This is a genomic window from Corynebacterium sp. AOP40-4SA-5 (assembly GCF_052377355.1).
Taxonomy (GTDB): domain Bacteria; phylum Actinomycetota; class Actinomycetes; order Mycobacteriales; family Mycobacteriaceae; genus Corynebacterium.
The window spans coordinates 1-14,173 of record NZ_JBQSWS010000011.1 but is presented as its reverse complement, the minus strand read 5'-3'; the positions used below and the strand labels follow the sequence as shown (position 1 = coordinate 14,173).

Below are 14,173 nucleotides of genomic sequence, written 5' to 3'. Positions count from 1 at the left end.
TGTTGGCATGGCGACCACGACACCCGACGACGGCCACGGCCCCGACACCGCGCACGACACCGCGACCGACACCGCGACCGACACCGCCGCGCTCACCGGGATCTACCGCGGCCCCACCCTCGCCTGGGCGTTCTGGGACTGGGGGTCGGCGGCCTTCAACGCCGTGCTCGTGACCTTCATCTTCTCCGTCTACCTCACCGACTCCGTCGGCGGCTCCATCGAGGGCGGGTTCGGCGACGGCACCAGCCCGGCGACCTGGTACGGCTGGGCGATGGCCGTCGGCGGGGTCACGATCGCCCTGGTCGCCCCGGTGATGGGACGCCGCGCCGACGCCCGCGGCACCCGGCGCCGCTCCGTGACCGTGTGGACGCTTGTCACCGTGGGCCTGATGTTCAGCCTGGTCGGCATCGGCGACGACGCCCCCGGCTACTTCTGGGCCGGCATCGTGATCATGTCCGTGGCCTCCGTGACCTTCGAGTTCGCCGAGGTCAGCTACTTCGCCATGCTCTCGCAGGTCTCCACCCGCGCCAACGTGGGCCGGGTGTCCGGCTTCGGCTGGTCGATGGGCTACTTCGGCGGCATCGTCCTGCTGCTGTTCTGCTACCTCGGCTTCATCGCCGGCGACGGCGACACCCGTGGCCTGTTCAACGTCCCGGTCGAGGACGGCTGGAACGTGCGCGTCGTCGCCGTCATCGCCGCCGTGTGGTTCCTGGCCTCGGCGATCCCGGTGATGTTCAAGGTCCCGGAGAACACCCCCGACCCCACCGCGCAGACCTCCTCGGTGGCGGAGTCCTACCGCGGTCTGTTCCGCGACATCGCCGAACTGTGGCGCACCGACCGCTCGGCCGTGTGGTTCCTCATCGCCTCGGCGGTCTTCCGCGACGGGCTGGCCGGCGTGTTCACCTTCGGCGCCGTGCTCGCGGTGTCGGTCTACGGGCTCAGTCCGGCCGACGTGCTGCTGTTCGGAGTCGGTGCGAACGTGGTCTCCGCGATCGGCGCCCTGGCCTGTGGTTACCTCGACGACAAGGTCGGGCCGAAACCGGTGATCATGGTGTCTCTGATCCTGCTGGTGCTGGACGCCTTCGTGCTGTTCTTCGTGGACGGCCCGGCGATGTTCTGGATCTTCGGGCTGCTGCTGTGCCTGTTCGTCGGCCCCGCGCAGAGTGCGTCGCGCTCCTACCTGGCCCGGATCTGCCCGCCGGGACGCGAAGGCCAGATGTTCGGCCTGTACGCCACCACCGGACGCAGCGTGAGCTGGATGGCCCCGGCCGCCTTCTCCCTGTTCACCGGCATCACCGGCGAGGACCGCTTCGGCATCCTGGGCATCGGTGTGGTGCTGCTCGTCGGCCTGCTGCTGCTCACCAAGGCGAGGGGTGCCGGTACCCCCTCCCGGTAAGGTACGGTAAGCCTCATCTCACCCGAAGGAGGCTTTACCGTGAGCAGAGGTTTCCAGGGGGCCGTGCTGCGTGGGCTCGGCGCCAAGGACCACGTCCTGACCGTGACCGGCACCGAATGGCGCACCAGCACCATGGTGCGGGTCCACTTCCGGTCCGACACGATCCTGTCGCCGGACGGCGAGGCACCGGCCGCGTGGATGCGCGCCTGGTTCCCCGACCCGGACGGCGGGTCGAAGCAGTTCCAGCGCGGCTACACCTTCGCCGCCGCCGACCCGGTCGCCGGCACCCTGGCCGTGGACTTCGTGATCCACCACCCCATGGGCCCGGCGTCCTGGTGGGCGCAGAACTGCACCGCCGGCGACACCCTCGTCGCCACCCGGTTCGGGGAGCAGGACTTCGAACTGCTCGACCCCGCACCGCAGGGGTACCTCCTGCTCGGCGACCTGGCGTCCTACCCGGCGATCACCCAGATCGCCGCCGCCGTGCCCGCCGACATACCCGTGGTGGTCTACCTGGAGAAGCACCATGCCAGCGACGCCGAGGCGCCACTGCCGCAGGGCCCGAACATCACCGCCGCGTGGGTCGACGAACTGCCCGAGGGCCGCGCGCTGGCGCAGGCAATTGACAATGGCGGCGCCGGAGGTGACTGGGACGGCTGGTACGCCTGGGTCACCGGCGAGGTGACCGCCACCCGCCACGCCCGGACCGTCCTGCAGCGCGAACACAACCTGAACAAGGCCACGCTGCACGCCCAGGGCTACTGGGCCGCCGGACGCGCGATGGGCAAGTCGCGGGTCCTGGAGGAGATGGAGGCCGAACGCGCGGAGGCCGAACACACGGAGGAGAGCGGGCAGGCTGAACAGCCTGATCAGTCTGAACCCACACCGTCCGCCGGTGTGCTCGCCCCGGCGCGCACCCCGATGATCATCGCCGGGGTGGTCCAGGCCCTGCTGTCGGTGCTGGGCATCGTTCCGTTCATCCTCTTCGCCGAGCTCTGCCGCCAGTTCCTCGACGGTGCCGGACGCGACCAGATGCTCTCCACCGGGGTCACCGCCCTGGTGGTGATGGGTGTCTCCGCGGTCGGCACCACGCTGCTGATGCTGGCCATGCACTTCTACGACGCCACCTACTCCGCCGCGCTGCGTCGACGACTCATGGACAAGCTCGCCCGCCTGCCGCTGGGGTGGTTCACCCACCGGCAGTCCTCGGAGGTCCGCAAGCTCGTGGCCGACGACGTCGCCGGCATGCACTACATCGTCACCCACGCCGTACCCGACCTCGTCGGCGCGGTGGTCACACCCCTGGCCGCACTGGTCTACCTCTTCACCGTCGACTGGCGGCTGGGTCTGGTGCTGCTGCTGCCGATCGCCGCGTTCATCACGGTGATGGTCAACATCCAGCGCAAGGAGCGCGACCGGGTGGTGATCGCCCAGCGCAACATCTCCACGGTCACCGGCCAGGCGCAGAGCTTCATCGCCCAGCGGGAGGTCTCCCAGGTCTTCGGGGACAGCAGCGTGGTCGACCTGCCCGGCACCCTGCGCGGCGTCGGCGCCTTCGTCGACAAACTCCAGAAGGACACCGGTGCGGCCAAGATCATGGCGGTGATGATCAACCGTCCCACCACCGTGCTCGGCCTGCTGGTCGTGGCCACCTGGCTGCTGATGCTGCCCGGCTGGGTCAGCGTGGCCGACGCCATCCCGTTCCTGGTGCTCGGCCCGTCCTTCGGCGCCCAGCTCGTGGCGATCACCGGCGGCATCGGCGGTCTGCTGGTCTCCCTCGACGGCCGCGCCGGCCTCGACCTGGCGCTGACCACCCCGGAACTGCCCGGCCCGGCCGACCGCCGCGCACCGGCCGGCCACGTGGTCCTCGACCGCGTCCGGTTCGGCTACACCCCTGACCGCGACGTGCTCACGGACTTCTCCCTCGCGCTGGACCCCGGCACGGTCACCGCCGTCGTCGGGCCGTCCGGCGCCGGAAAGTCCACGGTCGGCGCGCTGCTCGCCCGCCTGTGGGACCCGTTGGACGGCTCGGTCAGCATCGACGGCACCGACATACGCGACCTGACGCAGGACGAGCTCTACGCCAAGGTCACCATCCTGCTGCAGGACGTGCAGCTGATCCACACCAGCATCCGCGACAACATCGCCCTCACCGCCCCGGACGCCACCGACGAGCAGGTCGTCGCCGCCGCCCGTGCGGCGAACATCCACGACACGGTCACCGCCCTGCCCGACGGCTACGACACCGTGGTCGACTCCGACCGGCTCTCCGGCGGCGAACGCCAGCGCATCGGCATCGCCCGCGCCCTGCTCGCCGACACCCCCGTCATCGTGCTCGACGAGGCCACCGCCTCGGCCGACCCGGACAGCGAGTGGGCCATCCTCACCGCGCTCGACCGCCTGCTCGCCGGGAAGACGGTGCTGATGATCGCCCACCGGCTGCACACCGTCGCCGACGCCGACCGGATCGTGGTCATGGACCACGGGCGTGTGGTCGAGGCAGGACGCCACGAACAGCTCATCGCCGACGGCGGCGCCTACGCCGGACTGTGGGACGCCCACGAGAACGCCGGCCTGACCGGCAACATGACCGGGGAGGAGTCCCACTGATGCTCACCAAGATCCGCACCATCAGCGGCGGCGGCCGTGACCTCCGCCTGTTCATCCTGTTCACGGTCGCCTCCTCGGTCATCCAGGCCGGAGCGGTGATCGTGCTCTACCCCCTGCTCGACGACCTCTTCGGCGGCGCCCCGGCCGACGCCTGGCCGTGGGTGCTGCTCATGGTCGCGCTCATCGCCGGCGCGTGGGGGATCGACATCCTCGCCGCCCACAAGGGACTGGCCGTGGGCCTGTCGTTGATGCACTCGATCCAACGGCATGCCCCCGGCGCGGTGCTGTCCTGGCCGACGCCGGTGATCACCACCGCGAAGGCGGCCCGGCTGCGCAGCCTGCTGGCCACCGGGGCGAACGAGGTCACGTCCGCGCCGGTGCTGCTGGTCGGCCCGCTGGTCACCGCGGTGGTCTTCACCTTCGCCCTCGGCGTGGGCCTGGCGTTCTTCACCGTCCCGGCGGCCCTGGTCACCGTGGCCGGGGGCGTGCTGATGATGCTCGCGCTGCTGGCGTCCAGCCGCATGGTCACCCGCGCCGACGAGGAGTTCACCGCCGCGAACGAGAACCTCGACGACCGGCTCACCGACTACGCCCGTGCCCAGCCGTCGCTACGCACCGCACGGCAGGTCTCCGCCGGTGCCCGCCTGGTGGACGACGCCCTGGTCGACGCGCGCGGCCGGAGCCTGCGCCTGCTGTTCTGGCAGGTCCCCGGCGAGATCCTGTTCAGCCTGGTGCTGCAGGCCGTGCTCATCGGCTACGGGCTCACCGTGTGGCTGGCCTTCGACGCCGGCACGTTGGGTGCCGTGTCCGCCGCCGTGACCGTGATCGTGATGCTGCGTGTCGTCGAGCAGGTCACCGGGGTGTCGCGGCTGGCAGTCGGCCTGCGCTCCCTGGACCGCACCCTCACCGAGGCCGTCGAGGTCGTCACCGCCCCGGACGTGGTGCCGGCACACCCCGCCCCGGTCGCGCCGCACATCGGGGTGGCGGACGTCGACGTCCGCTTCCCCGACGGCACCACTGGGTTGTCCGGGGCGTCTCTGGAGCTCACCCCGGGCACGGTCACCGTGGTCGTCGGACGCTCCGGCTCGGGCAAGACCACCCTGCTGCGCACCCTCGCCGGGCTGGTGGAGCCGGCCGCGGGCACCGTCACCCTCGACGGGCGGGATGCCGACGCCTCCGTCCTGCGCGGCAACGCCTCCGTCGTCTTCCAGCAGACCGCGCTGGGTGCGGGCACGGTGAGGGACAACCTGCTGGCGGTGAACCCGGACCTCGGCGACGCCGCACTGGACCGGGTGGCCGACGCCGCCGGGTTGCGCGGCGTGCTGCAGGAGATCCCCACCGGGTGGGACACCCCCGTCGGCGAGCTGGGCAACCGGCTCTCCGGCGGTGAACGCCAGCGCGTCGGCATCGCCCGCGCACTGGCGAAACCCTCCCACGTCCTGCTCGTCGACGAGGCGACCTCGGCGCTGGACGCGCACAACGAGGCCGCGGTGGTCTCGTCGATCCGCACGGTACGTCCGGACTACACCACCGTGGTCGTCACCCACCGCCCGGCGACGCTCGCCGTCGCCGACCGGGTGGTGGTCCTCGACGACGGGCGCATCGTGGAGCAGGGGACCCCGTCCGAACTCGCCGCCGCCGACGGCGCGTACGCCCGGCTCGTGGCCGAGTGGGACGCCTCGGCGTCCTGGCGGGTGCGGGGCTAAGAAAAAGGCGGCCAGGAAAAGGCGGCTAGAGGATGATCTGCATCAGCGTCATGTCGAGCCACCGGTCGAACTTGGTGCCGACCTGACGCACGGTGCCGCACTCCTGGAAGCCGATCTTGGCGTGCAGTTTCAGCGAGGCGGTGTTGCCGCCCTCGATCGCGGCCACCATCACGTGCTTGCCGGCCTCCCGGGCGTCGGCCACCAGCGCCTGCAGCAGGGCGGTGCCCACTCCTCCGGCACGGCGCGTGCCGTCGACGTAGATGGAGTTCTCCACGGTGTGGCGGAATCCGTCGTAGTGGCGGAACTCCCCGTAGGTCGCGTAGCCCAGCACCTCGCCGTCCTGTTCGGCGACGATGGCCCGGGTGCCGGGCTGCTGGTAGCTGCGCAACCAGGCCAGGCGGTTGTCCTCGTCGACGACCTCGTCGTTCCACACCGCGACGGTGGTGCGCACGGCGTCGTTGTAGATGGCGGTGATCGTGGGGATGTCCGACTCGACGGCCGGGCGGATCTTGATCCGGGTGTTGGGCTCAGTCACGCCGACGAGACTACTTGGTCTTCTTCGGCGCGGCGATCAGGGCGCCGGCGATGGCGGCGATGAAGAGGTCCTTCGACAGGCCGGTGCCGGCCTCGGACGGGCGGATGCCGTCCTTCTGGGTCATCTGGTCGTTGCGGAAGTAGATCGACAGGAAGCCGGCGTTGATCGCGCCGAGGGCCAGACCGGCCACGCGGTTGGAGACCACGGGGGTCAGCAGGGACGCCGCGACGCCGATCTCGGACCAGGAGACGACCTTGCCGAAGACGCCCGGCTCGAGGCTGGAGACCTGCGGGACGCCGGTGGCGGCGAACTGCTGCAGACCGCTGGCGGCTTCGGCGGGCATGCCGAGCTTGCCGATGCCGGACTGCAGGAAGTACGCGCCGCTGACGCCGCGCAGGATGGTGGTGGAGAGGCTCATGGGGTAGGTCCTTACTTCTTCTTGGTGTGCGCGCAGGTCAACCATGTAGTTGATCTGACAACTTCTTCGACGACGACTCTACTCCGCCACCGTCGCGCCCGCACCGCAGCGCCCCCTACCCCCGGAAAGGTGATCTACGACATCTTTCCGTGGGTTTTCGCGGATTCACCCCTGAGTCGGACCCCAGAACAGGCTATCTTCGGAGCAAGCAGCGGCTCAGACGCCCTGCCCAACCACCTTGACCCTTGACCATCACGGAGGAACCCATGTCGTTCATCGTCCAGATCCAGGAAATCGTGTCGGGCCCGATCCGCGACCTCTACGTGGAGTTCACCGCCGGACTGCCGGTCATCAACATCCCGCCGTTGGGTTCCTCGTTCGGGGACATCTCCGTGGACCTGGGGTCCTCGGGCCTGGGTTCCACCTTCGGGGATGCGAACCTGGGGTCCACGGACTTCGGTTCGAGTGACTTCGGGTCCAGCTTCGGCTCCAGCAACGGTGACCAGAACCTGGGGTCCTCGGGCCTGCAGCTCCCGAACCTGCCGACCCTCGGTTCCTGACCGCTCAGGTGTAGTCGCTGACGTTCCCGGAGCCCCCGAAGATCCAGGAGACCAGGATCGCCCCGGGGTCCACGACCCCCTGGGAGGCTTCGCCGACGTAGCTGGCGCGGCCCTTCTTCGCGACCATCTCCCGGGTGCTCTCCGCGCCCTCGGCCGCTGCCGTGTGGCACGTCTCCAGCACGGCGGCGAAGTCGGAGGAACCGTCCTTCCCAGACGCCGCCGACGCCGCCGCCTCTGCGGCGGGGACCAGCGCGTCGATCAACGTGTTGTCGCCCTGCCGTGCCCCGCCGAGGTCGGTGATGGCCCGGTGGGCGGCGTCCAGCCCGGCGGCCAGTCCGGCGACCGGGTCGTCGGCGTCCTCCATCGCCTGGCCGAGCTCGCGGAACAGGGTGCCCAGCACGGCGCCGGACGTGCCGCCGGCACGGATGAGCAGGCGGTGGCCCAGCGCCTCGAGCACCCGGGCGTCCGGGCCGAGGAGCGGCAGGTCGATCCCGCCGAAGGCGGCGTCCATGTTCTGTCCGAAGTCGCCGTCGCCGGCCAGCCGGTCGAGCTCGGTGAGGTCGTCGACCGATCCCTGTACACGGGCGACGAAGTCGCTGAGCCAGCGGTTCTCCTCCCCGGACTCCGGCAGGTCGTCGTCGAAACTGGTCACGGCGGGACGGTAGGTCGCCGGTGCGTCCTGCCCGCCGAGCACCCGCGGCCAGCCCGGCGCGTCCGTGGCGGCGTCGAGCAGCTCCACGAGCTGGTCGGTGGCGTCACCGACCGAGGTCAGCGTGAGCGACACCCCGGCCATGTTCACCGAGGTCACGTAGGTGCCGACCATGGCCCGGCGCACCACGACGCCCTTGTCGGCGAGCTGACGCAGCACCTCACCGAAGACCAGGTTCAGCTCCAGCGGGGCGGTCCCTCCCAGCCCGTTGACCAGGCACACGACCTCGGAGCCGTCCTCCAGCGAGAGCGAGCCGCCGATGCCGTCGATCAGCCGGGCGACGACTTCGTCAGCGGTCTCCACGTCCACGCGGTCCACGCCACGTTCGCCGTGGATGCCGACGCCGACCTCCATCTTCCCCTCGGGCAGGTCGAAGGTGTCACGCCCGCTGGTCGGCAGGTGCCCGGGTGCGAGCGCCACGGCCATGCTGCGGGAGCTGTCCGCCACCCACTGGCCGATGTCGGCGACACGGTCGAGGTCGTCGCCGCGCTGCGCGGCGGCACCGACGGCCTTCTCCACGATGATCGTCGCGCCGGTGCCGCGGCGTCCCGGGCCGTCCGACGAGTCGGACGCACCGGACGCGAGATCGGTGGCGACGTCGTCGTCGACGAGGACGACGCGGGTGTCGACGTCGTCCAGCGCCTGGCGGGCGACGGTGAAGTTCATGACGTCGCCGGTGTAGTTCTTCACCACGTGCACCACGCCCGCACCCTGGTCGGCCCACCGGGTGGCCTCGGCGATCTGCACGGCGTTCGGGGAGGTGAACAGCAGCCCCGGGCACACCGCGGCGAGCATGCCGGAGCCGAGGAAACCGGCGTGCATGGGCTCGTGGCCGGAGCCGCCACCGGAGACCACGGCCACGGCCGGCTCGCCGGAGTCGGTGACCACCGCCGACGAACGGGCGACGAAACCGCTGTCGTGCCACTCGGCGTCCGGGTGGGAGGCGATGAAACCGCCGAGGGCCTCGGGGAGGAAGTCCGCGGGGTCGTTGCGGAAGGAGCGGAGGGGAACCTGCTGCGGGTGAGAGTCGGACATGCACGCCACTGTAGCCAAAGGTCACGGCCGCCACACGCGACCGGAAGCGGGCCTAGGGTGGTGGCGAAAACCGAACCCCTCACAGGAGGAACGTCCCCATGACAGACAAACTGTTCACCAGCCCGTCGCGCTACGTCCAGGGCATCGACCTGATCGACCGGGCCGCCGGCTACCTGCGGCCCCTGGGCACCTCCCCGCTGATCATCGCCGACGAGGTCGTCTGGGGCATCGCCGGGGAGAAGCTGCAGGAGTCCCTCTCCGGGGACGGGCTGGACGCCGCCCACGAGATCTTCGGCGGCGAGGCCTCCCTCAAGGAGATCGACCGGATCACCGACAAGGCCCGCTCCGGGGGCAACGACGTGATCATCGGGCTTGGCGGCGGCAAGACCATCGACACCGCCCGCGCGGTCGCCGACCACGCCTCCCTGCCGGTCGCGGTGTTCCCCACCGCCGTGTCCGCCGACGCCCCGACCGCCCGGGTGTCGGTGATCTACACCGAGGACGGTGTCTTCGACTCCTACCTCTTCTACGACCGCAACCCCGACCTCATCGCCGTCGACACCCGGGTCATCGCCAACGCCCCGGTGCGCACCCTGCGCTCCGGCATCGGCGACGCCCTGGCCACCTCCATCGAGGCCCGCGCGGTGGACCGGGCGAACTCCCGGCGCATGGACGACACCGCCCGGCCCACCCTGGCCGGCCTGGCCCTGGCGGAGAAGTGCGAGGAGACCCTCTTCGACTACGCCCACCAGGCGCTGCGCGACAACGAGGCGCACGTGGTCAGCCGCGCGCTGGAGAACATCTGCGAGGCCAACACCCTGCTCTCCGGGCTGGGGTTCGAGAACGGCGGCCTCGCCGCGGTCCACGCCATCCACAACGGTTTCACCGCGTTGGACGGCGACATCCACCACATGACCCACGGTGAGAAGGTCGCCTTCGGCATCGGCGTGCAGCTGATGCTGGAGGGTGCCCCCGAGCCGGACGCCGACCGCTACATCGGTTTCCTGCAGTCCGTGGGTCTGCCGACCACCCTGGAGGAGATCCACCTCGGCGACGCCGACGACGCCGACCTGCTGCGCATCGCCGAGCTGGCCTGCTCCGACGGCGAGACGCTCAAGCAGATGCCCGGCGAGTACTCCCCCACCGACGTCGTCCAGGCGATCAGGGCCGCCGACCTCTACGCCCGCGACCTTAAGGAGCGCACCTCCCGCTCCTGACCGTCGGTGGCAGGGATTGGTTCCGGGGCCGGGTCGGTGGCTGGTTCTGCACTTCGGCGCAGTGCGACCGGCTCCCACCTCGTCGCGCACCGCCACAACCACTCCACCGGGCCGTAACGGAAGTACCGCAGCCACAGGGCGCTGGCCAGGACCTGGACCACGAGGATCGCGACGGTGGCCACCGGCAGCAGCCACAGGTTGGTCAGCTCCACGTCCGGCGCCACGTGCAGCAGCACCTGCGCCAGGGCGGACGCACCGAGGTAGTTCGTCAGCGCGGTGCGTCCCAGCACGGCGAAGGGGGCGGTGAGCGCGGCACGCAGTGAAGGGGCAGTGAGCGCGCGCCAGACCAGCGACAGCCCGGTGACGATGGCGACGGCGGTGAACAACCCACCGAAACCCGCCACCCGGTCGAGGACGTCCGGATCCGGCAGCGTCGCGGCGTCCAGCATGCCCTTCTGCACGACACTGAGCGCGACGCCCGCGGCGGCGGCGAGCACGAACACGACCGCGGCGAGCGTCCGGTCGCGGCGTCGCGTCGACTCCAGCCACCCCGGCAGCCCGTACTGGGCGGCACCGAAACCGGCGACCATCAACGTGGCCGCGATCAGCGGACTGTTGCCCCACATCCAGTAGGCCACCAGCGTGCCGACCACCCCGGCGGCGAGCACCGGGCCGCGGGGCAGGAACATCGCCGGCACCACCAGCACCAGTGCGATGATCGCGTACATGGTGAGGATGTCGCCGCTGTACAGCAGGAACAGGTTCAGCAGCCCGAGGGGCAGCAGCGTGACGAAGCGCCGCACCATCAGCCAGCGTGCCGAACGTACGGTGGTGCGCCGCGCCGAGGAGCTGTACAGCAGCCAGGCGCTGACGCCGAAGAGGAAGGCGAAGATCGGCACGAACCGTCCCTGGATCGCCACGTCGTAGAAGCGCAGGACGGGGTGGTGCAGGTCGGCGTGCTCCGTCCAGCGGTAGAGCAGGTCACGCAGGTTGACGAAGAGGATGCCGCACAGCGCCACGCCGCGCAGCACGTCCAGGAAGGCGTAGCGGGTGGGTGCGTTCGGGGTGGTCACCGGGGGTTTCTCCTGAAGGGGTGATGATTGCTGACCCTATGGAGACTATGCCGGACGCCGCGGTGACCACATCGGCCCCGGGTCTGATCATCGGTGCACGGCCGCGCGGGCGACTCAGCCCGCGGTATGACGGCCGCGATACCCTGGCGGCCATGGATTCACGCGGTCGTACCCGTGCCCGTTCCCTCGTGGCCGCCGTCGCCGTCCCCGCGGCCGCGGCCGTGCTCCTGGCGGGCTGCTCACAGCAGGACGACCCGGCGACCGTGACCGAGACGGCGGTGCACACCGCGACGTCGACGGTGACCGGGTCGCCGACGGAGACGCCGACCGAGACCGAGACCGAGACCACCTCGTCGAGCTCCGCCGCACCGGACTGTGAGGAGGACTCGGGCAAGTCGGGTGACAACCCTCTCACCGGCGACGACCCGCTGCCGGTGCGTTTCGCCGGCGAGGACTCTGACGGCTCAGGCGACTCAGACGTGTTCTTCCACTACACCGTCTCCGAGGACGAGATGGACCCGTGCCTGCCGCTGTCCTGGGTAGTGCTCAATGGCGGCAACGGAACGCAGGACAACCCGAACGGTACGGCCGGCAGCAGCAACCAGACCGTCGCCCTGTTCGCCGACGGTGAGCTGGTGACCGAGCCCGCACCGATCCTGGCGAGGTATATCGAGTCGGTGGACCGCATCGACGACAGCACCGTGCAGGTCAATTACGAGTTCCTGGGCGACCAGCCTGCCGCCGCCAACGAGACGGTGTCCGCCTCCGCGACGTTCCACTGGGACGGCTCCGAGGTGCAGGTCAGCGACAACTCCATCCCCACCGAGCTCAACGACACCGCGGCAACCCTGGACCTGTCCTCGCTGGGGTAGGTCGCTGTAGAGTTCGCCGCAATGTCCCCCACCCCCACCGACCGGCGCGCCCGCCGGGCCGTCGCCGCGCTCTTCCTGACCAACGGCGCGGTGTTCGCCAACCTCATCCCCCGGTACCCGGAGATCAAGGCCGACCTGGGGATGAGCAACGCCGTCTACGGTCTCGCCGTCATCGCCTTCCCCGTCGGCGCGATCCTCGCCGGGCTGGCCGCGGCCCCGCTGATCCGACGGTTCGGGTCCGCCCGCGTCGCGGTCGCCGGCACGATCGGCACCGCCCTGGGCGTGCTCGGCGCCGGGGCGTCCCCCACGCTCTGGATGTTCGTGACCGGGCTGCTCGTCGGCGGGGCGATGGACGCCATCACCGACGTCGCCCAGAACGACCACGGCCTGCAGGTCCAGCGCCGCTACGGCCGCACGATCATCAACTCGTTCCACGCGGTCTGGTCGCTCGGGGCGGTACTCGGCGGGGCGATGGCGGCGGCCGCCATCGCCGTGGACCTGCCCCGTCAGATCCATCTCGGCCTGTCCGCCGTGGTCTTCTCCCTGGTGGCGGTCGTCGCGCTGCGCTTCTGTCTTCCTGCTACCGAATCCGGCCCGGACGCTGCTCCGGACACTGCTTCCCCTGACGCCACCCACGAGTCCGTGGGGCCGGACGCTGCGCGCCGTGGTCCGCTGACCGGCCACCTTGTCGTGATGCTGGGCGCGCTGGTCATCATCGCCATCGCCGGTTCACTCGTCGAGGACGCTGGCATGTCCTGGGCGTCGCTGTACATCACCTCCCTCGGCGCGCCCGGTTCGGTCGCCGCGGCGGGATTCGTGGCGTTGGTCGCCGCACAGTTCGTGGGACGCATCCTCGGCGACGGCATGGTCGACCGTCTAGGGCATCGCACCGTGGCGCGTCTCGGCGGCGCGGTGGCGGCGGTGGGAATGGGACTCGCACTGGCGTTCCCCACGGTCCCGGGCACGATCCTGGGCTTCGCTGCCGCCGGTTTCGGCGTAGCCACGTTGATCCCGGCGGCGATGCAGACCGCCGACGAGCTGCCCGGACTGCGTCCCGGCACCGGGCTCACCGTCGTGTCCTGGCTGATGAGGCTCGGTTTCGTGGCCTCGCCTCCGCTCGTCGGTGTGGTGGCGGACGCCGCGGGCCTGCGCGTGGGTCTCCTGGTGATCCCCCTTGCCGGGGTCACCGTCATCGCCCTGTCCGGGGTACTGCGCCGACGGCAGACGCCTCGGAGCGAGTGACCCCACGCGTCGGGTAGGCGTCCGCCCTCCCAGTACCCCGCTGAGTTGTTGGTCTTCCCACGCCAGACCAACATTTGCACGGGGTTAAGAGAAAGAGGCGAGAGCCAGGCCCAATGCTCCACCTCTCGTTCACCAAGCTATCAATAGTGCAAGGCCGACAAACCCCACCATGAACACCATCCAGATACTCGCTAGCGTGAGCCACACCCAGCGCCCCCACATACGCGGAGAAGCGAACAGAGCAGCCAGGAAAGCGAAGGCTCCCAGCGACAGTGGTAACCCCCACACTGCCGCCACCAGGGAAATCCCGCCGACCAGGGGGGCGATGACCCACAGTGGGTTACGTGGACGCCAGTCATTGTGAGGTGACTCCATGTACGCGAACACCGCACCCAGGACGAGTCCTACTGCCGCTCCGGAAAGTGTTCCGGTAAGACCGTATTGAAGCCCAATCACCCAGCCGCTGACCGCGACAAACAGGATGATTCCGACAACGCCTCTCACGGAAAAATTCATGGACCGGAGCGTACCTGGAGTTCCTGTGTACTTCGGACGCGGGAAGCCGCCTCTTCAGCCACAGTATGACCGGGGGATGTCGCCAGGACGACTACCCTCCCCTGCCCACCGTCACCCCCGTGCCCCTCGCTGTTGGTGGTGGTTCCCCGCGGACCACCAGTTGCACGGGGCCGGGGGAAGAAGTGGACCCGGCCTCCGTCGCACAGCGTCCCGGCAACCTCCCCGCCCGACCTCCTGATGCGACCGTTCGCCCCAACGCCCAACTAGGTCGTGTTGCTAAAGGG

The 14,173-nt window shown here is 70.2% G+C and carries 12 protein-coding genes; 7 read left to right on the top strand and 5 right to left on the bottom strand.

Translation table 11 applies throughout. From position 1 onward, the window contains the following. Nucleotides 1–7 precede the first annotated feature (7 nt). From ACT3S3_RS08335 to ACT3S3_RS08325, 3 genes are read left to right on the top strand one after another with little or no spacing between them, the layout of a single operon-like run. On the top strand, nucleotides 8–1,396 hold the full coding sequence (locus ACT3S3_RS08335) for an MFS transporter (protein ID WP_301442822.1): 1,389 nt from the start codon (nucleotides 8–10) through the stop codon (nucleotides 1,394–1,396). A 39-nt stretch (nucleotides 1,397–1,435) separates the two neighbouring features. After that, nucleotides 1,436–4,006 (top strand): ABC transporter ATP-binding protein/permease, encoded by a 2,571-nt coding sequence (locus ACT3S3_RS08330; RefSeq protein ID WP_301442821.1) that lies wholly within the window; start codon nucleotides 1,436–1,438, stop codon nucleotides 4,004–4,006. After that, the gene (locus ACT3S3_RS08325; RefSeq protein WP_301442820.1) at nucleotides 4,006–5,712 is read left to right on the top strand and encodes an ABC transporter ATP-binding protein; all 1,707 of its coding nucleotides are present in this window, start codon (nucleotides 4,006–4,008) and stop codon (nucleotides 5,710–5,712) included. Before ACT3S3_RS08330 ends, ACT3S3_RS08325 begins: the two co-directional genes overlap by 1 nt. A 25-nt stretch (nucleotides 5,713–5,737) precedes the next feature. Here the strand turns inward: ACT3S3_RS08325 and ACT3S3_RS08320 are convergent, their stop codons facing one another. Together ACT3S3_RS08320 and ACT3S3_RS08315 are read right to left on the bottom strand one after the other, a co-directional pair. Then, entirely contained in the window at nucleotides 5,738–6,247 is a 510-nt protein-coding gene (locus tag ACT3S3_RS08320; RefSeq protein ID WP_301442819.1) for a GNAT family N-acetyltransferase, read from the bottom strand. A 10-nt stretch (nucleotides 6,248–6,257) separates the two neighbouring features. After that, entirely contained in the window at nucleotides 6,258–6,665 is a 408-nt protein-coding gene (locus tag ACT3S3_RS08315; RefSeq protein ID WP_301442818.1) for a hypothetical protein, read from the bottom strand. A 266-nt stretch (nucleotides 6,666–6,931) separates the two neighbouring features. On the opposite strand from ACT3S3_RS08315, the gene ACT3S3_RS08310 reads away from it, so the two are divergent. After that, nucleotides 6,932–7,225, top strand: a complete 294-nt coding sequence (locus ACT3S3_RS08310) for a hypothetical protein (protein WP_301442817.1) — start codon at nucleotides 6,932–6,934, stop codon at nucleotides 7,223–7,225. 4 nt (nucleotides 7,226–7,229) lie between these two features. On the opposite strand, the gene ACT3S3_RS08305 is transcribed toward ACT3S3_RS08310, so the two are convergent. Next, the gene (locus ACT3S3_RS08305) at nucleotides 7,230–8,969 is read right to left on the bottom strand and encodes a dihydroxyacetone kinase family protein (protein WP_441578902.1); all 1,740 of its coding nucleotides are present in this window, start codon (nucleotides 8,967–8,969) and stop codon (nucleotides 7,230–7,232) included. 98 nt (nucleotides 8,970–9,067) lie between these two features. On the opposite strand from ACT3S3_RS08305, the gene ACT3S3_RS08300 reads away from it, so the two are divergent. Further along, nucleotides 9,068–10,186, top strand: a complete 1,119-nt coding sequence (locus tag ACT3S3_RS08300) for a glycerol dehydrogenase (protein ID WP_301442815.1) — start codon at nucleotides 9,068–9,070, stop codon at nucleotides 10,184–10,186. On the opposite strand, the gene ACT3S3_RS08295 is transcribed toward ACT3S3_RS08300, so the two are convergent. Further along, nucleotides 10,147–11,259 carry a DUF418 domain-containing protein gene (locus ACT3S3_RS08295; protein WP_301442814.1) on the bottom strand — a complete coding sequence of 371 codons (1,113 nt, stop codon included), beginning with the start codon at nucleotides 11,257–11,259 and terminating at the stop codon, nucleotides 10,147–10,149. The genes ACT3S3_RS08300 and ACT3S3_RS08295 overlap by 40 nt on opposite strands. A 152-nt stretch (nucleotides 11,260–11,411) precedes the next feature. Here ACT3S3_RS08295 and ACT3S3_RS08290 point away from each other — a divergent pair, with 152 nt between their 5' ends. Together ACT3S3_RS08290 and ACT3S3_RS08285 are read left to right on the top strand one after the other, a co-directional pair. Beyond that, a complete protein-coding gene (locus ACT3S3_RS08290) occupies nucleotides 11,412–12,131 on the top strand; it encodes an LppP/LprE family lipoprotein (RefSeq protein WP_301444257.1) in 720 nt (239 codons plus the stop codon). 21 nt (nucleotides 12,132–12,152) lie between these two features. Then, nucleotides 12,153–13,373, top strand: coding sequence for an MFS transporter (locus tag ACT3S3_RS08285; RefSeq protein WP_301444256.1), 1,221 nt, complete (start codon nucleotides 12,153–12,155; stop codon nucleotides 13,371–13,373). A 129-nt stretch (nucleotides 13,374–13,502) separates the two neighbouring features. On the opposite strand, the gene ACT3S3_RS08280 is transcribed toward ACT3S3_RS08285, so the two are convergent. Continuing rightward, the gene (locus tag ACT3S3_RS08280) at nucleotides 13,503–13,889 is read right to left on the bottom strand and encodes a hypothetical protein (RefSeq protein ID WP_441578901.1); all 387 of its coding nucleotides are present in this window, start codon (nucleotides 13,887–13,889) and stop codon (nucleotides 13,503–13,505) included. Nucleotides 13,890–14,173: the final 284 nt, after the last annotated feature.